Source organism: Paenibacillus sp. LjRoot56, from assembly GCF_964253335.1.
GTDB classification, from domain to species: domain Bacteria; phylum Bacillota; class Bacilli; order Paenibacillales; family NBRC-103111; genus Paenibacillus_E; species Paenibacillus_E allorhizoplanae.
Genome location: NZ_CAXURV020000001.1, coordinates 2,271,353 through 2,293,641 on the forward strand (window position 1 = coordinate 2,271,353; position 22,289 = coordinate 2,293,641).

Here is a 22,289-nt window from a genome sequence, read left to right on the forward strand (position 1 = left end):
AATTTTTCCTACAAATAAAAGTATACCACGATCATATCTATTAATCTATCAAAATCTATCAGAATTAGACAAAAAATAGTAGAACCCACCAGAGACTAAAGTCGCCCTTCGCTCTTTGATTTCTTGGGCTACCCGATGGATATTTTGCACGAGAGAATCATGGAAGGCAAACAGTTGCTCCATGCCTACTGACAAGGTTAGCAGGTGCTCGTGATGAGAGTCAGCAGTCTTTCCGTAATCGGCGAAGAAGTCATGGACATAGAGTAGCTGCTTAATCATTTCAGGCGTTAGTGTATCTACTGTCGAAAGCTGCAATTGCTTGCGGATAGATGCGATTAAGCAATTATATGATCCATCTACGAGATCCTCTTCCCAGTCTGACCAGTCATCTAACATTTGAAGGGTTACAAGTGTTTGTTCAACGGCATTGGTAACTACAGGGATGAGATCATCTTGGTTGGCAAGTAGTAATGCCCCTGTACTGGCATTTTTAACTGGACTAGCTTTCTTGGCAATTTGAAATTTTTCCTCATGGAAATAATCGGATTGTCGTTCATTTGTGACACTTTTCGACCATTCTAGGATATAGGTTTCGTAATAGTCCCAGAAGGGGGAATCTGAAGGGAATAGCTCTCGATAAATCGAGAGGAATTGGACATGGAATAAGTTGGCGAGTGGCAGCTTGCTTGCGTGTTCGCCTTTGTTAGCGTCCATAATATCATCTTGTATGAAATAGTACAGCATGACAAAGATATTCGCTAGAGAAAGCTTGTTAAACGATTCTGCAGGCAGCTTGCAGATGTCTTTCATCCAATACGGAAGAAGATAACAAATATAATTCTTGCTGCTACCTTCTTGAGTGGGATCAAACTTAGCTAAATAGGTAAGACCTAGCTGGTCCAATGGAGAAGGGAATTGGCGTACAGCATCCTTTGCTTCTGCAAAAATAAGATGTAATTGATTCTTGTGATCATGGAGCCAATTCATCGTTCTTCAATTCCTTTCTGTTGGAGCGTATTTTCATATTTGAGTTGTTTGCGGAAATCATTCGGTGTAATCCCATTATACTTTTTAAATAAACGATAGAAATAAGAGTCGCTTGTAAAGCCTGTCTTCTCCGCAATTTCAGCAACGGATAGCGATGAGTTTAAAAGCAAATCTTTGGACTTGTTCATCCGCACATCTTGAATCACATCGGTAATGGCCGCCATCGTGTGCTGTTTGTACAACCGGCTAATATAAATGGAAGACATCGCGAGTTCATCGGCAATTGAGTTCAGTGACAAGTTCTGATTCGCATAATCCCGATCAATGATGTCGTTCATTTTCTTGATCAGCTCCACATGCTTAGAGCTTCTTTTCTCATCGAGCTTTTTCTGAAGCTGCTTGAATACGTCAATGAACTGTGCGTTAATTTCTTCAATGGTCTCGACGTGGGTCAGAGAAGCGACAGCGGCATCCAAGTAGAGGGGGAAGGCTAGCGCATTATTCTTGTTAATCGTTGTTAGTACATTATTAACAGTTAAGGTGAGGTGGGAGACGGCCAAGTGGACGACCGTGTAAGGATATAGTGATGTTTCATTCACGATGTCGATATAAAGCAGTTCGGCCTCTTCCGAATCGCCTGTCATGAGGCAATCGACGAGTTGTTTTTCCTTCTGAGATGGAAATTTGTACTCCTTGGTGCGGTACGCAATGATTTCATCGGACCAAATGATGCAGCCATGTCCTCTAAATAAACGATGGTAAGAGGCCTCGAGCAGTTGCTTATAAAGTTGGAAACACGGTATCGCTTCGTCTTGCAGCGGGCTTACTGTAATCGATACGGATAATTTAATAAAGGAAGAAATGGATGCTTGCATATTTTGAAGTAACTCAGTGAAATGTACAGGTTCCCATTTGAAGTCCGTTTCTTTCGCAGAGAGAAGCAACAAAATATGGTCATCTCCCATATCGATGCCTTCCGCGTGAAAGGTGGAGGCGCTGATTTCGGTACCGATATTCATGATGGCATAGCGTAATAAGGTAAGTTGATCTTTATAAGTTCGAATGTTTTCTTCATATTTATCAATTTTAACCATGAGAAGTAGAGCCGGATGATCAATGGTGATTTTGGATCCGAAATAGGATAATTTCGATTTCAATGCCTGAGGGTGGTAGGCATCTCTGCCCAACATAATATTTCTCAGGAAATTTTGTCGTAAAATTTGCAGGTTGTCACGCTTTTCTATTTCTAACGTTTTTAAGCTTCGAATGACCTTATCAATTGGACCGAATAATCGTTTGGACATGAAGAACGAAATGAGCAGCCCGAGTAGAAGAATGCTAAGTGAGATATAAATCGTTTTGAGACGCATGTCTCTGATCTCTTTTGTGATAATGGTGTAAGGGGTTGTGCGAACGTAACGCCATCCTAGAGAATCAGGAGCTGTATACGAAATCAAAGACTTATTCTCATTGACGGTATCAACCAAATAACCCGGTGAAGAAGCATTAGCGATAATTTTCTGGATGTAGCCTTTATCTGCATAATTGGAAAGTACAGGATTGGATCCATCTGTGGAGATCAGAATCCCTTCTTTATTAATAATAAATTCGTTGCTTGCCCGATTGTTTGCTATTTTTTTCAATGACTTATTGAAGAAGGACTCTGATATATTGACGACAACGGCTGAATTCAAAGAATTATTCAAATTGATGGCATCATAGCACAAATAGGAATAGATCCCGACAGTTGTGGTTTGGAGTGAGCTTACATTAGTTGACTTGAAGGTTCTTGGAATCGGTAAGAAAGGAATGTAATCCTGAAAATGATCGAGGATATCGACCATGCCAGGGTCGCCAAGATTGGCTTTTGTTTGGATGCCGCTCTGAAAGTTATTCGAGCTGACGTAGAAAAGCTCTGAGTTTCCGTTATACACATAAATGGAATCAATAAATGGCATTGCTAGCCGATATAAATTCAATTGAGCCATGCTGCCTTGGACATCATAAATATCTGGTTTATCGTAAAACAACAATTTACTAATGACGAAATCACGATAAATTTGAAAAGACAGGGAGGTTGCAGTCTCTGTTATCGTCCGAATTTCTTGACTCGTTTGGAGCAAGGAGTTGGAGTCGGATTCATACACTTGCTTCAGCGCAATATTGTCGAAGTTGACATAAAGAATCGTAGAGGAGACAAGCAAGGTAATGACAATGGATAAAACAATACTGAGAAGTATGTTGCGGTACATAAATTTGCTCTCTTGATTTCGAAGTATCAAGTTATCCGTCCCCCCTTAGGTAAAAAAAGTATATCCCAACTTTATACGGCTTGCAATGGAATCGGATAGTCCAGGGGCTGAAAAAGCACTAGAAACGCCGATTTCTCCATGAAAGTTTACATTGTGCATATGCCGTTTAGACGGTTTTGGGTGGGTTCGTTCATAAATGTTAGCAGATCTTCAGTATCCTTGACGGAACGATTCTGTCTATAATTCGAGTATGGCAACCGACAAGATAAACAGGACATATTAACGCAGGGAGGTTTACCAGCATGATCCGGAAGAAAGGGTTTTTCTATGAGTTAAACAAAAATAAATTGTTATTTCTCATGATAGCGCCAACGTTGATCTTCTTTTTTATTAATTCGTACGTACCGATGGTTGGGATCTACTTCGCATTTACCCGATTTGATTTTAATGGGGGACTTTTCGGAAGTCCATTTGTAGGACTTGCGAATTTCGAATTCTTATGGAAATCAGGTGTGCTGTGGACGTTAACGCGGAATACGGTTGCCTACAATCTGGCATTTATCGTGTTCTTAAATGCGACAGCCATCTTTTGCGCCATCCTATTAAGTGAAATGACAGGGAAGTTTTTCAAGAAACTTACGCAATCCGTGATGTTCTTACCTTATTTTATTTCATTTGTTCTCCTGAACGCAATCGCTTACAACATGTTTAATTATGATACTGGCTTTGTAAATACGACACTTAAATCCTGGGGATCTAACCCGGTAGACATCTATAACACACCTTCTTCATGGGTTTTTCTGCTGATTATGTTCTATGTATGGAAGAATGTGGGCTACACGATGGTGATCTATCTCGCCACGATAACAGGCATCAGTGATGAGTATTACGAAGCGGCTACGATTGATGGAGCGAATATCTTCCAGCGGATTTGGTACATAACGATTCCAATGCTAAAGCCTACCTTCATTATATTGCTGTTATTCGCACTAGGCAGCATTATGAAAGGTCAATTCGATCTCTTCTACCAATTAATTGGGAATAACGGGATCTTATACAATGCAACCGACATCTTGGATACTTACGTTTTCCGCTCTTTGAAGGTTACGTTTGACATCGGGATGGCGACTTCAGCGGGATTGTTCCAGTCGATCTTCGGTTTTGTACTTATTATGACTGTGAACTATTTGATTAAAAAATCAAATGATGAATATGCACTTTTCTAGGAGGTGACTGCACTTGCGTACCAGAGGAATTGATTCCGTTACATTCAACATTATTGCTTATTTTGTCATTATCGCGTTTTCTGTGATCTGTTTGTTTCCATTCATTCTCATCATTTCTGGTTCACTAACAGATAATGAATCCATTATACGAGATGGATATCACCTCATACCGAGTGTCTTTTCATTGACAGCCTACAAGGCGGTTCTAACGTTCCCTGAAAAAGTATTAACAGCTTACGGGGTTACGATCTTTGTGACGGTGGTCGGGACGGCGCTAGGGTTGTTCATGATGACGATGGCTGGTTACGTGCTGCAAAGGAAAGATTTTAAATATAGGAATAAGCTTTCCTTCTATATTTACTTTACTACGCTTTTCGGTGGTGGCCTTGTCCCTTGGTACATCATGATGACGAAATATCTGCAGTTAACAGATACGTACGCTGCACTGATTTTCCCAGGGCTCATGTCTCCCTTCCTTATTATATTGATGCGCAGCTTCATTAAGTCATCTATTCCAGAAGAGTTAACAGAGTCTTCGAAGATTGACGGCGCGAATGACTTCACGATTTATTACCGTGTTGTTCTTCCACTAGCTATGCCTGGGATTGCCACTGTTGGATTATTCCTGGCTTTACATTATTGGAACAGCTGGTTTTCGACATCGCTCTTCATTAATGATCAGAACAAATACGAGCTGCAGTATTTCTTGTATAACATCATTAATACGGCTGCTGCGGTTTCACAGCTGGGTGTCAGTACGGGAGTAACGATGAGTCAGGACATTCCATCGGAATCTACCAAACTAGCAATGGCTATTATCGTAACCGGCCCGATTTTATTCCTGTATCCATTCGTTCAACGATTTTTCGTTAAAGGCCTAACCATAGGCGCTGTAAAAGGTTAGAACTGTAACGGAGTTATTCCGTCAGCTAACATAGATGGTTTGACCTATTAAATTATGTGCAAATAAAGGGAGGATTTACATGAAAAGTAATGCGAAAAAGATGTACAGTGTGTCAATGGCATTAGCACTTGCCGGTTCCGTTGTTGCAGGGTGTAGCAGCTCCACATCCACAAGTTCGCCAAGCCCTTCCGCAGCAGCAGCAACGAAAGCACCAGAAACTACTGCAGCAGCGGCTACAGCTAAGCCAGCAGGTTTAGATACATCGAAGAAAGTAGAATTACAATTCTATATGTTAGGACCTGCACCGAAGGATCTTCCAGTCATTGAGGAAGAAATTAATAAGCTGGCTTTGAAGGATTTGAACGCGACGGTTAAATTCAATTTCACAACATGGACGGATTGGGATCAGAAATATAAGTTGTTATTATCTTCCGGCCAAGCGGTTGATTTGATCTTCACAGCAGAGTGGACGCAATACCAATCCTATGCTAAAAAAGGAGCTTTCCTAGCACTCGATGAGTTGCTTCCGAAAGCAGCGCCTAAATTGAATAGCTTCGTACCAAAGGACATGTGGGAAGCTGTCAAAATTGATGGCAAAATCTACACCGTTCCTGCCACTTATAAAGAGTATGTAACGACAGGCTTCATCTGGCGTGAAGACCTCAGAGAGAAATTCAATTTGCCGAAACCGGATTCCCTTGCTAATTTCGAAGCGTATCTAGCTGGAATCAAGAAAAATGTGCCTGATATGGTACCATTAGCAGCGAATAGTGATGTTAAGGGCAGCCTCTCTGATCAGTACAAAAACCTGACAATCGATCCAATTGGAGCTGTTCCTTATGGGTTGAACATTGGTTATAAAACGCCAACTGAGGTTGGCTTGTATTGGGGCTCCCCAGAGCATTTGAATGAGCTGAAAACGATGAAAAAATGGCAGGATGCCGGCTACATTACGAAGAACGTCCTGAATACGAAGGATGCTATGACTGATTTGATTACAAGCGGTAAAGCAGCAGCGAACCTAGGAGATAATCCTAGCCGCTTCAATGACCAAAAGCTGAAAATTGCTTCTACACACCCAGACTGGAAGCTTGAGTACTACCCAGCGCCAATGATTAAAGGCCATGCAGAGCCGGTTCACCCGATCCACAACGGCTTCGCGATTCCAAAAAGCAGTAAAAATGCCGAGCGTGCACTTGCCTTCTACGAAAAAATGGTAACGGACAAAACTTACAATCAATTGACTGAGTACGGTATCTTAGGCAAAAACTATACGGTTGATAATGGCTACTACACCATGATCGGTGATACGAACAGCAATGGTTTCCCTAGAGAAGCTATGCAGGGCTGGGCTTGGAGAAATCCTGAGTTTATGTTATTCGATAAAGGCTACGATGGCGTGAAAAAGATTTTCGCTGATCTGGATAAAATTGCAACACCTGATAAATACACAGGCTTTGCAGAAGACTACACGAGCTATCAAGCAGAAAGAGCGGCATTAGAGCAAGTGGAGAAACAATACCTGTATCCTCTTGAAGCAGGTCTCGTTGCGGATGTTGAAGGCGGATTGAAAACATTTATGGAAAAAGCCAAAGTAGCAGGGCTTGATAAAATCCAAGCTGAATACAAGAAACAATGGTTGGAGTATGTGAAAAGCCAAAATATTAAATAAGTAAACTTAAAAAACGCGGATGTGTGCCCGATGGATGGGTGCTCATCCGCGTTTTGTATTGACAGTCGGAGACTTTTTGTTTAAATTGGAAGCAAATCGATTGTTCACAATATGACGGAGGGAAGGAAACGACTATGAGCAGCAGTGAATTTTTGAAGCTGGAGAATCAGCTTTGTTTCAGCCTATATGCGAGCTCCAGAGCGATCACTCGGATGTATCGCCCTTTTCTCGAGGAGCTCGGTATCACGTATCCGCAATACTTGGTTCTGCTTGTACTCTGGGAGCAAAAGGAGAGCACAGTGAAGGAGCTTAGTGAGAAGCTAGATCTGGACTCCGGAACACTGACCCCGATGCTCAAAAGAATGGAAGCGCAGAAATTGCTCGTTCGGAACCGTTCACAGGAAGATGAGCGGGTCGTCCTTATTCGCATCACAGAAGCCGGACTAGCCCTCTACGACCAGGCGCTGTGCATTCCGCAGACACTGTTCGCTTCGAGTGGTTTATCACCGGAAGAAATTGCGAATTTCAATGCGCAGTTGAAACGAATTATCACAAGCGTTAATGCCTCCATGTAAGGAGCATCATGGGGATTCTCGATGAATTGAGGCTATTGCAATGAATTATTTCGTGTATATTCTAATCAATAATATTGTTCCGATTTGTATCATGATTGCGATTGGCGTGACCATGTATCGCGCCTTTCAAATTGACATTCGCACACTCTCGAAGCTGAACTTTTATGTATTTTCGCCAGCGCTTGTTTTTGTAAAGCTGTATGAATCCGAAATGAGTCTCTCTATCCTCATGCAGGTGCTCTTATTTTTTGTCATTTTCTTCAGCCTTTTATTTGCGATCATTGAAGTGATCATCCGCATACAGAAGCTGCAGCGCGGCATGCGGATCGCCATGCGAAATAGTGTTATTTTCTACAATAGCGCGAATTATGCGCTGCCACTCAATCAAACCGTATTTGGCGGCAACGCCTATACATTAGCTATCCAGATCGTTATTATGATAATGCAGACGCTTATCCCTAATACTTACGGAATTTACACGTTAAATGCACATAAGGCTACTTGGAAAGCGACGATGAAAACGATTCTTTCGTTACCTGTCATTTATGCCATTCCAATAGCACTCTTATTGCGTTATTATCATGTGCCTGTGCCATCTTCGATCGACATCCCGTTGAACTACATCGCAAATGCCTTTATGGCCACAGCGTTGTTGACGTTAGGCGTACAGCTTGGTGCCATGAAATGGACATTTCAGTTCTCGAATGTATTATTGTCGAATATGCTGCGCTTGGCGATAGGTCCGTTGTTAGGTTTTCTGGTTGTGTGGATGCTGGGTATTGAAGGATTGACCGCGAAGGCGTTGATTCTGTCCTGCGCAGTTCCTACGTCATTAAGTAGTGTACTCCTTGCCATTGAGTATGAGAATGAGGCTGAGTTTTCTTCACAGGCAGTCTTTACTTCGACACTATTTAGCATGTTTACGATACCAATTGTCATCTATTTGTTGGATTTTATTTGAACATTGTGGGGAATCATGAAACTAGCAGGAATATCGACAATTTTCGGCGAATGGGTATATATACCTAAATACATCCAATTCGAGGGGGATTTTTTACGATGAGATACCAATTTTGCCAGTACGTCACGATTGTCGATATGAATGATGAGATTTTGTCCGAGGTGATATTTGAACACGGAGAATTCGAATCGAATGCAGTCTCCATTGGTTCTTCCGTTTTGATTCATCAACTAGGTTTGAAGCAGTTCGACGTTGTCTATGACAAGCGTGAGGGAAAGACGATTCGTTATAAGATCGAAGATATTGAAGTCAATTTAATCGAGCAGCCTACCGTTACGCGTGTTTTCTTGGAGCCTGTTCGTTTAATTGTTGGCCAACATGATATTGGTGAAGTCGAGTAGTTCATTACAGCAGTGAAAGGAAATAAAGTCTTATGATGAAATTGTTTATGATTTTTGGAAGCTTGAATGCTTTCCTATCTGTCGCATTAGGTGCGTTTGGCGCCCACTATTTAAAAACGAAAATACCTGATAAGATCGACGTGTTTCAAACAGGCGTTCATTATCACATGATACACGCGATTGCTTTACTCGTGATCGCGCTGCTCTCTGACAAGCTAGGAAATACTTCCCTGGTGAATGCCTCAGGTTGGGCCATCTTCATCGGAATTATCTTGTTCTCTGGTAGTTTGTATGGATTAAGCTTGACAGGTATTAAAGCCTTTGGACCTATAACTCCGCTAGGCGGATTAAGCTTCCTTGTCGGTTGGACCCTGTTAGCCATTGCGGCGTTTAAATTAAATTAGTCGAAAAGAGCCGGAGAAATCTGGCTCTTTTTCGCGTTTCATGGCAAGTTAGCAGGAAATGGCACAACCTTTGTAGAAAGTAAACAGTGATTGGTAGTGTGCGCGAGATTCATTTACATCATTTGGGAGCTAGGGTCGGACATTTACGAAAAGCTTCCCTATCGAACATAGAATTATAGAAGGAGGCGAATTCGTGAACAATCGGCTCTATATTGGCGTATATGTCGTCGTAGCCATATGCGTTAGCATTTTCGTAAAGCCGTACGCCCCATGGATTTGTCTCTTGGGCGCACTCGCACTACTTTATGTATTGCGTGCTAAGAACTCGCTGCGTCAACCGCAGATACCCAAGGAACTCCCGAGAGATCATGCGTATCTAAGTGTACTGGATTCACTATTTGAACATAATCCCAATGCGATCGGGATATTTAATGATGAAGGTAAATTCATTCGCATGAACCAAGCAGTAGAATCGATTCTGGGATACTCGGTCACAGACCTGCTGCATCAACCTTTTACGGACATTGTAACGGAAGAACAGTTGGAGCTAACCGAGTGGCAATTGCAGCAAAGTCGCAACGGAATTCCATATACCTTTGATACGTCGGTGCTGCACCAGCGCGGTTATCGCGTCGATTTGCACGTAACCGCTGTACCAGTCGATATTCATCACCATTCCAAAGGTAATATTCTGATTTGTCAGGATATTACGGAACGTAAACGTGGCGATGAGCAAGTCCGTTATATGGCCTATTACGATGATATGACGGGCCTTCCGAATCGACGGTTATTTAAAGATCATTTGAACGAACGACTGCGTCTATGTAAAGAAGAAGGAAATAAGGTCGCAGTGTTTTATTTGGATATTGATCGCTTCAAGCTTGTAAATGATAGCTTTGGACATGACTATGGCAACATGCTGCTGCTTCAACTCGCAGAACGGTTCACTCGCTGTTTGACCGCTGAGGATTTCCTGGCGCGTACGGAAGGTGACGAATTTGCCTTTTTCTATTCCAATGTAGAAGATGTGAATGATGTGATGACTGTCATTGCCGAAATCAATCGTGTCTTGGAGAAGCCCTTCCTCCTTGAACAGTATGAGCTGCATGTCACGGCAAGCATTGGTGTCGCCATTTCCTCGGAAGATACAGATGAGGCTGACGTATTGATGAAATATGCGGATATTGCATTAGCCAGGGCCAAAGAGAAAGGTCGAAACGATTTTCAGATATTCAATTCGGATATGAAATCTGTTTCGATTAATCGTTTGAGGCTGGAGAATGAGCTGCGCAGAGCGTTAGTTAATGAAGAATTCGTACTTTACTACCAACCTCAAGTGGATATAGGATCGGGGCGAATTGTTGGTGTAGAAGCTTTAATTCGGTGGAATCACCCGGACAAGGGAATGGTTATGCCTAATCATTTTATCCCATTAGCGGAAGAAAGTGGTTTGATTGTACCGATTGGCGAGTGGGTGCTCCGTGCGGCATGTAAGCAAAATAAAACATGGCAGTCTGCAGGGTATGCCCCTATTCCGATCTCCGTGAATTTATCGATGAGACAGTTTTTTCAGCATAATCTGAAAGGGAAAATAAGCCATGTTCTTGAGCAGACCGAGCTGGATCCGCGATATTTGGAGTTGGAAATTACTGAAAGTATGACGATGGATGTGGATCATGCCATTCAATCTCTTCTTGAATTGAAAGAGCTTGGTGTGAATGTGAGCATCGACGATTTCGGTACTGGCTATAGTTCGCTTTATTATTTAAAGAAATTTCCGATTGATAAGCTGAAGATTGACCGCTCCTTTGTACGCGATATTATGGTAGATCCGAATGACGCAGCCATTGTTGCGACCATTATCGCCATGACGCACCATTTGAATCTGAAAGTTATCGCGGAAGGTGTAGAGACAGAGGATCAATTGAAATTCTTATATCAGAATCGATGCAACGAGGTTCAAGGTTATTGGTTTAGTCCTCCTGTTGATCGAATAGAGCTGGAGCACATGCTCAGGCATGGCATTTCAGTTGCAGCTGCGTCAGGTGAATAGAAAAAGGTACCCTTGCAGATCGTTTGCAAGGGTACCTTTTATTCAATTTGTTGCCACGTAGTCATCAATTTCATTTAACTTGAACAAATATACCTTCTTCTCATCAACATGATAGACAGTCACATTCTGGCTGCTCGCGTCAAAATTGAGGATTCGACAAGGGAGGTTTAGTTTAATTCCTTGCGCTTTGACCACCGTCAAACGAATCAAGGTATTGTTCGTTTTGAAACTCTCTAACTGCTCAACAATGTGCTTCGCGGCTTCAGTTGGGTTCGTTCTGCCAGTTGTGGTTGGCGTAGGAACGACAGTTTTTTTATTTGTATGTAAGGAAGCTGGACTTCCTTGTTTCGTATTCAATTCAATAAGTTGACCAAGCTGGATACCTTTAAGGATTTGATAATCTTTGATCGCGTCTACATTTAACAAATGAAGGAGCTTTTCCATTGCTAGGCCATTGGTTCCATCTTCAATTAAAATCTCTACGGTGAATAAATGTCCTTGCTTCGGACTTGTGTTTGAATCCCGTTGGTTCATCATAGCCTCCTAACTGCACTGAAATCGCACTCATCTTAACTATATCATGATATCATTAGCAAATGTAGCCTCGTTTTCATAAATGGTTCTTTCCCCTGAGTAATTTGGAGTAAATGTGAGTAGAGAAAATAAATCGATATGGGAGGTACCACCTTGGATGATTATACAGCAAGAGAAGATCTAAGATTAAAATTGATAGAAGCAGAAGCCATTCTCAAAGAAGCCGAAGAGGAATATGCTTTATTTGTAAGGCAATTAAAAGTGTATGAAGACGTTATTAAAGGACAGAAAGAAAAAATTCGCATGATCTCCTAGGCCCCCTAAAGAAACTGGAGTCTTCCTACCCATTTTATTAAAATAGGGATAAGGGAGATGATCCGGTATGGGAAAAAGGTTGAACCAAGAAGAACGTCTTAAAATTGTTAAAGAAGCATTGGCTGGAGTTAAGGTTGGGGTGTTAGCCCGCATGTACGACATTCATCCAGAAACTATCCGGGAGTGGATTAGGGAGCATCGTGATTCCATTCCACAAGAAGAAATACCTAAGGCTGACGAGCATTTACAGGAACTTCAAAGGCTACAAAAAGTTGAAGAACGCTATGAAAAGGCCTGTAAGGTGCTTGGTGAAAAGGAACTAGAAATTGAGATTTTACGTGAGCTGCTAAAAAAGAAGAACCCCGCTTATCTGAAAAATTTGAAGTAGCAGACCTATTTATTAAGCGGGGAAATCCAACTGCAAAGGTTCTGCGCATACTTGGATTGTCAGAATCCACCTACTATGATCGGAAAAAGCGAGCTGCACAATTGGAACCAAAAAGCCCGGAAGTTGCTGTAATGGGGCGTCCAGTGCCTGGCTATTCGCTTACGGAATCGGGGGATACGGTTAGTGACGAACAGATCAAAGAGTGGCTGCTCGAACTCCTTGAAGGCGAAGAACATGTCTACGGCTATAAGCTTCTAGCACAATGTGTTCGCAACCAACGTGGTGTGATACTGAACAAAAAGAAGTCGTATCGCTTGTGTAAAGAGCTAGGAATCCTTCAAAAACAACGCAAAAGGATCCAAACACATCCTCGCAGATTAGCGAAAAACAGATCCATTACGGGGCACAACCAGCTCTGGCAAATGGATATTAAGTATGGTTATGTCATTGGACAGGAACGTTTCTTTTATGTACTCAGTATTATTGATGTGTTCGACCGCGTCGTCGTTGGACAATACAAGGGTCGGGTATGTGAAGCCAAACATGCCGTCCAAACACTGTGGAACGCGTTACAGAACCGGACAACAGCAAATGAAACGTTACCCGTCGTTCGAACGGACAACGGGCCACAATTCATTAGCAAGTTATTTCAAGACACCTGCGAGAGCCTTGATCTAGTCCATGAGCGCATACCGCCACGAACCCCGAACTTGAATGCCTTCATCGAGTCTTTCCATAGCCTGCTAGAACGCGATCTCTTCAGTCAAAGAGATTTCATGACCTTTGATGAAGCGTATAAGGGGCTCGACGACTATATGGACTTTTACAACAATCGTAAGATGCACGGTAGTTTGAAGTTAATGCCACCAAGGAAGTTTTCGGAATGGGTAAAGACGCTCGACGACTCATCAGCATTTCATAATTCCATGTAAACGCTCGAAATAAAGAGTATTTCTAAGAATGAGCAAAGACTGTAGGCTAAGACTCCGGATTAAAGGGGCCTAGCCGTGATTAAAGCAACATCGCATTTCCACCTCCAGTAAACCTGTAACAATACCGCATGAAGGAAGGTTGCGCTTTGAAATGGATCGTACTTGTTATCGTCCTATTGAGTGTGCTTCTTTTGATTTATAGACTAACCTTTAGAATTAGAGATAAGGTTGAGACGACGAAAATTATACAGATGTCACTTCACGGGAAGCGAGTATCCAAAGTGAATAAACAAATGTGTTCGTTTTGTCGTAAAAAGGATAAGAAGCTGAGTTTCTATTCAGACGAACAAGGAAGAGTTGTAGGCGTTTGTCCCGTATGTAGACCTCAAGCCGAGCGGAGAGCTCTAATGAGGTTATGAAATGGTTATGAATTAGCCTTATTTCACGAATTCGCAATAAAATGGAAAAACACACAGAATCTTTACAGTGACCTCACACCGTACTAGCCGCAGGCGCATATACTACCGTAAGACTGCGAAGAGGAGCTGTGCAGAGCATGATGCGCGTAGAACCCATTCTTCTTGAAGGACATACAGCAATCGCGATAGAGGTCAAATTGCCGAAGACGACCTTGTTAGTGGTGACAACGGATAAAGGGTACATTATGTGTGGCGCCCTCGATGTGGGGCTGCTGAATGAGCGATTAAGTGACAGGAATATTGTAGCGGCGCGAGCCACCGGGGTTCGAACGATCGAGGAGCTGTTGGAAGCACCGCTTGAATCAGTAACCTATACAGCGGAAGACCTAGGTATTGTAGCTGGGATGACTGGACGAGAAGCGATACTTAAAATGATGTAAAACAATTTAACGGCAAGCTCGAGCGCTTGGGTCTCTAAGACCTAAGCGTTTTTTGCATCATGCAAGATGACAAAGCGTCGTGTGCCGTCTGTGCATGAAACTGAAAATGCATAAAAATTCAGACTTCCTGCAATTTCCTTGCTTTTTTTACACATAAAAGTGTTGTTATTTTATTGACCAAGTGTTAATATATGATTCGTCCATTACATAGAACGGGGGAAAAATGATGAAAAAATTAATGATTTCTGTGGTAGCAGCAGCTTTAGTTTTAACAATGGCAGGTTGTGGCTCGAAAGATAGTGGTGGCACGAAAGTTAAATTTGCAACAGATGCAGCTTATGCACCGATGGAATATATGGATAAAGACAAGGTAGCTGGTTTTGATATTGACTTCCTTGCTGAAGTAATGAAAGAAGCAGGTCTTTCCTATAGCGTTACTAACACGGGCTGGGACACAATGTTGACGAGTGTTCAACAAGGTAAAGAGTATCAAGCGGGTATTTCCAGCGTATCCATTACGGATGAGCGTAAACAAACGTATGATTATACAGCTCCTTACTTCGAGTCAACGAACATGATTCTTGTTAAAGAAGGCAGCCCGATTAAAAGTGCACTTGATTTGAAAGATAAGAAAGTAGCGGTTCAAATTTCAACTACGGCAGATACGCTTATGACGAAAATTATGGGTGGCGATAACAAGTCCCTGAAACGTATGGATAATAACACGCTTGCTTTGATGGAACTTGAAAGTAACGGTGTTGACGCGGTTGTTGCGGATATTGCTATTATTCGTGAGTATGTTAAAAATAATCCAAACAAAAAATTCGTTTCGATCGCTGACGCGAAAAACTTCGAATCCGAGTACTACGGTATCTTGCTTCCTAAAGGCAGCGATCTGAAAGCAAAGCTAGACCCAGCGATTAAGAAAGTAATCGAGAACGGCAAGTATGCGACTGTGTACAAAAAATGGTTTGGTCAAGAGCCAGATACGAAAAAATTGCTCGATCAAAAATAAAAGTTCAAAAGCATGCGTGACTTAACCTTACGCATGCTTTTGTTCTGTGAGTAGCAGAATAATTAATGGAAAGGAAGTGTGGAATGGATTTTCGGTTTGATATTATTCTTGATTATGTCCCATTGCTGCTGAAAGGTACGCTCTGGACGATTGGTATTTCCATTCTCTCCATCTGTTTCGGGTCTGTATTGGGTCTGGCAGTTGGTTTAGGTAAAATGTCACACCGCGGCTATTTGAGATGGCCGACAAGTATATATGTTAACTTTTTCCGCGGCACACCGTTGCTCGTTCAAATATTGCTTGTTCACTTTGGGGTTGTTCCTTTGTTTTTAGGGTCAACGAACCCGATCATTGCATCGATTGTTGCCCTATCTTTGAATTCAGCGGGTTATATGGCTGAGATTTTCCGTGCAGGCATTCAATCGATTGATAAAGGCCAGACGGAAGCCGCGCATTCTCTGGGTATGACGCATTTCCAAACGATGAAATCGGTTATTTTACCGCAAGCGATCAAGCGGATGATTCCGCCTTTTGGGAATGAATTTATCGTACTTATCAAGGATTCCTCGTTGTTCGCCATTATCGCGGCACCTGAATTGATGTATTGGTCCAACGCGATGCGCAGCCAATACTTCAAAGTGTGGGAGCCGTATCTGACAGCTGCACTTATTTATTTCATCCTTACTTACTCTCTTAGCAAGCTTCTTGGCTATATCGAAAGGAGAGTATAATATGACAGCTTTAATCGAAGTAAAGAACTTGAAAAAAGCGTTCGGAGATAACGTTGTTCTTCGTGACATTAGTACGGAAATTCGACACCAAGAGGTACTGGTTGTAATTGGCCCCTCCGGATCAGGGAAATCTACGTTCTTACGTTGCTTGAACCTGCTGGAGCAGCCCAATGGTGGAACGATTACGATTGATGGCCGCAATCTCATGGACCCTGCGAACAAAATTAACGAGATCCGTATGGAATTAGGTATGGTTTTTCAGCGGTTCCATTTATTCCCGCATATGAAGGTTATTGATAATATTATGCTCGCGCCGATCCAGGTACGGAAATGGCCGGAGGATAAAGCACGGAAGAATGCTTTGGAACTTTTGGCCAAAGTCGGACTCGCAGACAAAGCGAACGCACTTCCAGATTCTTTATCCGGTGGTCAAGCGCAGCGTGTTGCGATTGCACGTGCACTTGCGATGGAGCCGAAGATCATGTTGTTCGATGAACCGACTTCAGCACTGGATCCCGAAATGGTTGGTGAAGTACTCAACGTTATGAAACAGTTGGCCAAAGAAGGTATGACAATGGTCGTCGTGACGCATGAAATGGGCTTCGCGCGTGAAGTTGGCGATCGCGTCATGTTTATGGAGCAAGGTGTTATCGTCGAGGAAGGCAGCCCGAAACAAATTTTTGAGGCACCGACCCAGGAACGTACGAAATCGTTTTTGTCCAAAGTGCTATAGTGATATAAATGAGGAGGCTCGCGCTTAGCGCGGGCTTTTTTGTTTTTTCATTAAAAAATGAAACTACATAAATTTCCAATATGCTATGATAGAAAATAGGTTCATTCAGATAACAATTCAGTCGAAAATGAAAGGTGACGTATGCCATCGTTGTTCTCTCACCTCACGAATCGATTCCAACTTCGTGTGTTTCTCTATGTATTTCTGGCGATTTCCCTGCCAGTAGGACTTGTGCTGTATGTGGGCTATCAGCAGTTCTCCTCTTACATGAACAAAACGGTCATGCATGCCGTGGATGTACAACATGATCAAATCATCACGGGATTACAGCAAGAATTAGGTTATATAGTCGAAATGACACATCGACATGCGGCGGATTACGGTCTTATTTCGTATGCGAAACTCAATGATTCTTCCTCATGGGCTGCGAAAGAACTGAGTACCTATGTAAATAACTTGTTATCTGAGCAAACAGTACACACCCGTTATATCGAACAGGTATGTCTGACCGTTCAGTCAACCAATCGAACGTTATGTGCTCGTACTGGAGAAACAGATGGAGCACTCGTTACACAAGTGAAACGTACGAACAAACGTTTTGAGTCGTTAGGAGAAGAATCTAGTCGGTATAACGCCTATCTAATGACCTATTCAGAGTCAATTATAGACAGTTCAAGTACCCAAGAGCTTGGTAAACTTACAATTTGGATGAATATGAACAAGGTTTGGAAGGAGTTCACTGTAAAGAGTCCAACACATACCTATGTATTGATGGATCCAGATCAACGGGTGCTGTATCGAGAAGGAGTTTACACCGGGGATTTGCTGCAAGGAGCAGGTCCGCAAGTTGGCAGCGTGTATAGGGATGGGACAATGATTCATTCGGTGAAACAAATGGAGGTTATCGGAAGTATTCCGTGGCTATCGTATTATGAGGCGCCTATGCCAGAAGGTCTTCTAGATGTATTTCCTAACTACCGTACTTGGCTCATAGCCCTCATCACTTTCATAATCGCACTTAGCCTAGGTGGGTTACTCCTCTTTATCAACGCTGTGACGAAGCCGCTTTATGTTCTGAAAGCATTAATGAATCGTGCAGAGCGAGGTGATCTGAGGGCCTATTGGACGTTCAAAAGTTCTGATGACTGGACGCAAATAGGCGAGAGCTACAATCAGATGTTGAATCGATTGGAAGATTTAATTAAGCAAGTGAAACGGGAGGAATCTCTGAAGAAAGAAGCTGAAATGGAAGCGCTCCATTATCAATTGAATCCCCACTTCCTCTACAATACATTGAATACGATCAAATGGGTGGCCAAAATCCATAAGACACCTCAGATCTCAGAGGTGGTTAGTGCGTTAGTTCGCCTTCTGCAAGCTAGCTTAGGTAAAAAAGGGGACTTTATCACCTTACGTGATGAAATTGGTTTAACGTATGATTACATGGAAATTCAAAGATTTCGTTACGGGGATCGCATTCAGATTGATATGCAAATAGATGACATCACATTAGGTTGTTTAGTTCCCAGGATGCTATTACAACCGCTGGTGGAGAACGCGATTATTCACGGTATTGGGCCAACCAAGCGTCAGGGCGTTATTACGATTCGGACATGGTTGGATCGCGATCTATTATTTTGCCAAGTTGAAGATAATGGTGTTGGCATGCAAGTCGAAGAGGGCGGCTCCGTTTGGAGTGCGGTGGCAGCAACTGGCACTGGAGGTGCGCAGGCTGATCTTATGCTGAAGGAGCGAATGAGCGGTGTGGGGATTTCGCATATTCGAGAGAAAATAAAGCTGATCTATGGACCCGAGTACAAAATGCATATTAGCAGTAAACCCGGAGAAGGAACCACGGTTCGCATGTTTCTTCCCATTCATCAAGGTGAGGAGTGAAGCGTACATGAACGTGCTTGTGGTGGATGATGAACCTATCATTCGGCAAGGTTTGCGTGAGCTGGTAGATTGGGAGCATTTCGGCTTTACGTATGCGGGTGATGCTGAGGATGGCTTAGAGGCATACGAGCTTATTGATACCTTGCATATCGACATCGTCATAACTGATCTCATTATGCCTCGAATGGATGGCTTGGCATTAATCCGAAAGCTCAAAGAATGTTCAAGACCGATCAGCAGTGTTGTCCTGAGCTGTATGGATGACTTCACTTATGTCAAAGAAGCGATGAAGCTGGGAGCCAAAGACTATATTCTGAAACCAACGATGGAGCCCGAGTCGTTAATGGACATCCTGGTTGGCGTTAAGCGCGATCTGGAAATACAGCGAAATGAGCGAAGGGAGCAGGGGCTGCGAGAGCTGGAGCTTGCCTCGACCCTGCAGATGCAGATTTCGACCCGACTGCAGGCATATCTGCAGTTGGGGGTTGGCGAAGCGGAGCTGCAGGCTGAGCTATTCGGCACATCAGCAGGCAGCTCAAGGGCAGATGCAGCAGCAGGCAGCCTAGTCAGCCTGCTGCTGCACACCGGTGCCAGCGCCGCTACCACGGGCTGGCGCTGGACCGGCTGCCTCGCGGCGCTGCCGCTGGCCGCGGACAGCGTGCTGCTGCTCATGCCCGTGGCAGCAGCAGCCACAGACGGCGGCGCCCTCGCCGCTGCCGCAGCGCTCGAGCGCGCTGCGCAGGTCCGGCTCGCAACCGCGCCGGACTGGTTCATTGGAGCCGGCGTCGTCTTACGCCGGCTCCAAGATGTGCAGCCTGCTGCGGCGCTTCATGCGCAGCAGCTGCACGAGCGATTCTACGGCGTGAGCCGGAATCGCCGAATTGTGCTAGCGCCGGAGGCCGCAAGCACGCCAACTGCAGCGCTGCCGTATGACATACGCAGCGACCTGCTGCGCTGTATCGTGCACGATAACAGCGAGGGGTATCTGCATCACGCGGACGTTCTCTGCGCGAGACTGAGGGAGCAGCGTCCAGAGAAGGAGCGGGTGCTGCCTTTTATCCAAGAGCTGCTCGCGTTAGCAGCTGGTTATGCCCGCGAACGCGGCTATGCGGAGATTGAACGTTATGAAGAATTGTTCGTGCATAACAAAGCACTCCATCCATGCACCAGCTTTGAACAGGTAAAGCTGTTTCTACTGCAAGCGATGAGCATGCTTAGCGAGCATCAAATGGCGCTTGGGAACGATCAGAAGCATCGCTCCAATAATCCGTTTATTCGGAAGGTACTCACGTATATGCAAGAGAATTATGCCTCGCCAATCAGCACATCGGACATGGCTGATCATGTCAGGCTCAGCCGCAGCTATTTAAGTGATTTATATAGTAAGGAAATGGGGGAATCTCTGAGCGAAACGCTGATTCGAATTCGAATGGAAGAAGCGAAACGAAGGCTGCGTGCGGGCGAAATGAAAGTATATGAAGTAGCAGATGCCGTTGGCTTTCCTGATGCCAAAACATTTGCAAAAACGTTCAAGCGTGTTGTCGGTTGTTCACCGAAAGAGTTCGAGAAGCCGAATTAGACTGGTATTTCGCCTAAGTTAGTATGGACTCACAAAAACGAACAAACAGACACCTTTTCCAACAAAGGCAGTCTGTTTATTTGTTATGTAAAGGTTTACATTTATAGAGAAGATGCAGGATTAGCGTAAAGATGAGGTGTTCACTTTGACTATGCAGGACAATCAGGTGCCTATGGTGCAAGCCATTGGTGTAACACGTGTGTTTGGAAAGGGGTCAGGAGCGGTTCATGCCTTGCGCGGAGCGAATCTCTCGATCCCCAGAGGCAGACTTGTGGCTTTGCGTGGAAGATCAGGGTCAGGGAAAACAACGTTACTTAACATCATAGGTGCCTTGGATCATCCTTCCGAAGGTGCAGTTTACTTGGAAGGGATGGAGATCAGCACACTCTCTGAATCCAAGCGAAATGAACTCAGACGGAAGCAAATCGGGCTTATTTTCCAATCGTTTGCCTTAGTGCCGTATATGTCCGCTTACGAAAATGTAGAGTTTGGTTTGCGCATATCAGGTGTACCTCCCAGTCAATATAGGACTCTTGCCGAAGAGGCGCTGCAATTCGTGGGTTTAAAGGAGAGAATGAAACATCGACCCTATGAGCTTTCTGGCGGAGAACAACAGCGAGTTGCCATAGCAAGAGCGATTGCTCATAAGCCTAAGCTGATTCTGGCAGACGAGCCTACGGCCGAGTTAGATAGTCGAATGGGGCTTCAGATTCTCAAACTTTTCAAGGATTTGGTGAAGGAAGGGATGACCATAATTTTGACTACGCATGATCTGGCGATTATGGAAATTGTAGATGAAGTTTATGCATTGGAGGATGGTTCCATTGTCGATGAAGGTTAATAAAATCGCATCAAGGCTTGTGCTACTAGCAGGTGCCCTTTTCATACTTGCTGGCTGTTCGTTGCTGCCCAAAGAAGAAGAAGCGTTGAAGCCGCCATTGGTGAAGCCCGTCAAAGAAAACTTTGAGCTGTATGAAGTGAAGAAAGGCTCCATCACGAGGAAAGTCAGTGCGATGGCGACACTAAGATCAAGCAAAACGACTAATTATTTTTTTAAAGAATCGGGTCACCGACTTGCTGGATTACGTGTCAAATCTGGGGATATCGTGAAGCAGGGGGATGTGCTTGCGGAACTAGAGCAAGGTGATTTAGAAACAAAAATTGCCCTGCAGAAATTGAATTTGGAGAAGGCTCAGATCGCTTATACGCAAGTTAGGATGACCTCGAGTTCGTCGGATCAAGAGTTGTCTATACGTCTTAAGGCCATCGATGTGGAAGCAGCACAGCTGCAGCTTGCTAATTTGCAAGCTGAATTGGCCAAAACCAAATTAACGGCTGAAGCCGGAGGCATAGTTACGTACGTGACGGATGCTCAACAAGGAAATATGGTGGATGCTTACAGCACACTAGTCGTTGTTTCAGATCCGAGTAAGCTGCAGTTATTTTATGAAGCACCAGACAGTGGGACGCTAACAGGGATTGAAGTGGGGATGAACGTGGAAGTGAAGTTCGGATCTAATGGAAGTGTGGTGCCAGGCAAAGTGCTGCAGACCCCTTCAAGTGCGCCTCGAACCGATAATAAGCAGATAGCTGAGCGTAATGCCAAAACGATCATGGTAGGGATTCCAGAAGGCACAGCTGGCGCAGAGATCGGGGCATCTGGTGATATGACAATCATCGTAGAGAAACGTGATAACATCCTGATTATTCCAAGAACAGGTCTCCGCTCTTATCTAGGTCGAGATTATGTGCAAGTACTGAATGGCGAGAGCCGCAAAGAAGTCGATGTCGAGAAAGGGCTTGTCTCCGCTACGGAAGTAGAAATCCGAACGGGGCTAACGGAAGGCCAGAACGTCATTTTAAATAATTAGC

At 43.7% G+C, this 22,289-nt stretch carries 22 protein-coding genes; 19 read left to right on the forward strand and 3 right to left on the reverse strand.

Annotated elements, in window-relative coordinates:
* Positions 1–48: 48 nt before the first annotated feature.
* Both ACSQ8O_RS10075 and ACSQ8O_RS10080 read right to left on the reverse strand, forming a co-directional pair.
* A complete protein-coding gene (locus tag ACSQ8O_RS10075) occupies positions 49–987 on the reverse strand; it encodes a hypothetical protein (RefSeq protein WP_436241447.1) in 939 nt (312 codons plus the stop codon).
* Positions 984–3,269 (reverse strand): AraC family transcriptional regulator, encoded by a 2,286-nt coding sequence (locus ACSQ8O_RS10080; RefSeq protein ID WP_436241448.1) that lies wholly within the window; start codon positions 3,267–3,269, stop codon positions 984–986. The genes ACSQ8O_RS10075 and ACSQ8O_RS10080 overlap by 4 nt, the downstream gene beginning before the upstream one ends.
* A gap of 272 nt (positions 3,270–3,541) precedes the next feature.
* Between ACSQ8O_RS10080 and ACSQ8O_RS10085 the strand changes: the two genes are divergently transcribed.
* From ACSQ8O_RS10085 to ACSQ8O_RS10120, 8 genes are all read left to right on the forward strand, one after another.
* Positions 3,542–4,465: an ABC transporter permease gene (locus ACSQ8O_RS10085; protein WP_082596031.1), complete on the forward strand. Its 924-nt coding sequence runs from the start codon at positions 3,542–3,544 to the stop codon at positions 4,463–4,465.
* 13 nt (positions 4,466–4,478) lie between these two features.
* Complete coding sequence (locus tag ACSQ8O_RS10090; RefSeq protein ID WP_436241449.1) at positions 4,479–5,369, forward strand: carbohydrate ABC transporter permease; 891 nt, start codon at positions 4,479–4,481, stop codon at positions 5,367–5,369.
* Between the two features lie 79 nt (positions 5,370–5,448).
* Positions 5,449–7,041 (forward strand): extracellular solute-binding protein, encoded by a 1,593-nt coding sequence (locus ACSQ8O_RS10095; protein WP_436241450.1) that lies wholly within the window; start codon positions 5,449–5,451, stop codon positions 7,039–7,041.
* 134 nt (positions 7,042–7,175) lie between these two features.
* A complete protein-coding gene (locus ACSQ8O_RS10100) occupies positions 7,176–7,616 on the forward strand; it encodes a MarR family winged helix-turn-helix transcriptional regulator (protein WP_436241451.1) in 441 nt (146 codons plus the stop codon).
* A gap of 40 nt (positions 7,617–7,656) precedes the next feature.
* Positions 7,657–8,577 carry an AEC family transporter gene (locus ACSQ8O_RS10105; RefSeq protein WP_056624274.1) on the forward strand — a complete coding sequence of 307 codons (921 nt, stop codon included), beginning with the start codon at positions 7,657–7,659 and terminating at the stop codon, positions 8,575–8,577.
* 98 nt (positions 8,578–8,675) lie between these two features.
* Positions 8,676–8,978, forward strand: a complete 303-nt coding sequence (locus ACSQ8O_RS10110; protein ID WP_236286166.1) for a hypothetical protein — start codon at positions 8,676–8,678, stop codon at positions 8,976–8,978.
* A 35-nt stretch (positions 8,979–9,013) separates the two neighbouring features.
* Positions 9,014–9,382, forward strand: coding sequence for a DUF423 domain-containing protein (locus ACSQ8O_RS10115; protein ID WP_436241989.1), 369 nt, complete (start codon positions 9,014–9,016; stop codon positions 9,380–9,382).
* 193 nt (positions 9,383–9,575) lie between these two features.
* Positions 9,576–11,435, forward strand: coding sequence for a putative bifunctional diguanylate cyclase/phosphodiesterase (locus ACSQ8O_RS10120; RefSeq protein ID WP_436241452.1), 1,860 nt, complete (start codon positions 9,576–9,578; stop codon positions 11,433–11,435).
* A gap of 42 nt (positions 11,436–11,477) precedes the next feature.
* Here ACSQ8O_RS10120 and ACSQ8O_RS10125 read toward each other — a convergent pair whose 3' ends face one another.
* Positions 11,478–11,972 carry a hypothetical protein gene (locus tag ACSQ8O_RS10125; protein WP_436241453.1) on the reverse strand — a complete coding sequence of 165 codons (495 nt, stop codon included), beginning with the start codon at positions 11,970–11,972 and terminating at the stop codon, positions 11,478–11,480.
* A gap of 150 nt (positions 11,973–12,122) precedes the next feature.
* Between ACSQ8O_RS10125 and ACSQ8O_RS10130 the strand changes: the two genes are divergently transcribed.
* The 11 genes from ACSQ8O_RS10130 to ACSQ8O_RS10180 all read left to right on the forward strand — a co-directional run bounded on the left by ACSQ8O_RS10130 (position 12,123) and on the right by ACSQ8O_RS10180 (position 22,288).
* Complete coding sequence (locus ACSQ8O_RS10130) at positions 12,123–12,284, forward strand: hypothetical protein (protein WP_436241454.1); 162 nt, start codon at positions 12,123–12,125, stop codon at positions 12,282–12,284.
* A gap of 67 nt (positions 12,285–12,351) precedes the next feature.
* A complete protein-coding gene (locus ACSQ8O_RS10135; RefSeq protein WP_436240722.1) occupies positions 12,352–12,672 on the forward strand; it encodes a transposase in 321 nt (106 codons plus the stop codon).
* Between the two features lie 11 nt (positions 12,673–12,683).
* Positions 12,684–13,604 (forward strand): IS3 family transposase, encoded by a 921-nt coding sequence (locus ACSQ8O_RS10140; RefSeq protein ID WP_436241947.1) that lies wholly within the window; start codon positions 12,684–12,686, stop codon positions 13,602–13,604.
* A 556-nt stretch (positions 13,605–14,160) separates the two neighbouring features.
* The gene (locus ACSQ8O_RS10145; RefSeq protein WP_065854190.1) at positions 14,161–14,463 is read left to right on the forward strand and encodes a YunC family protein; all 303 of its coding nucleotides are present in this window, start codon (positions 14,161–14,163) and stop codon (positions 14,461–14,463) included.
* Between the two features lie 226 nt (positions 14,464–14,689).
* Positions 14,690–15,478, forward strand: coding sequence for a basic amino acid ABC transporter substrate-binding protein (locus tag ACSQ8O_RS10150; RefSeq protein ID WP_436241990.1), 789 nt, complete (start codon positions 14,690–14,692; stop codon positions 15,476–15,478).
* 83 nt (positions 15,479–15,561) lie between these two features.
* Entirely contained in the window at positions 15,562–16,209 is a 648-nt protein-coding gene (locus ACSQ8O_RS10155) for an amino acid ABC transporter permease (protein ID WP_056624247.1), read from the forward strand.
* A gap of 1 nt (position 16,210) precedes the next feature.
* Positions 16,211–16,942, forward strand: a complete 732-nt coding sequence (locus tag ACSQ8O_RS10160) for an amino acid ABC transporter ATP-binding protein (protein WP_056624244.1) — start codon at positions 16,211–16,213, stop codon at positions 16,940–16,942.
* A 141-nt stretch (positions 16,943–17,083) separates the two neighbouring features.
* Complete coding sequence (locus ACSQ8O_RS10165; RefSeq protein WP_436241455.1) at positions 17,084–18,838, forward strand: sensor histidine kinase; 1,755 nt, start codon at positions 17,084–17,086, stop codon at positions 18,836–18,838.
* A 7-nt stretch (positions 18,839–18,845) separates the two neighbouring features.
* Positions 18,846–20,417: a response regulator transcription factor gene (locus ACSQ8O_RS10170; protein WP_436241456.1), complete on the forward strand. Its 1,572-nt coding sequence runs from the start codon at positions 18,846–18,848 to the stop codon at positions 20,415–20,417.
* Positions 20,418–20,568: 151 nt separating this feature from the next.
* Positions 20,569–21,258, forward strand: coding sequence for an ABC transporter ATP-binding protein (locus ACSQ8O_RS10175; RefSeq protein ID WP_436241457.1), 690 nt, complete (start codon positions 20,569–20,571; stop codon positions 21,256–21,258).
* Positions 21,248–22,288: an efflux RND transporter periplasmic adaptor subunit gene (locus ACSQ8O_RS10180; RefSeq protein ID WP_436241458.1), complete on the forward strand. Its 1,041-nt coding sequence runs from the start codon at positions 21,248–21,250 to the stop codon at positions 22,286–22,288. The genes ACSQ8O_RS10175 and ACSQ8O_RS10180 overlap by 11 nt, the downstream gene beginning before the upstream one ends.
* Position 22,289 lies beyond the last annotated feature (1 nt).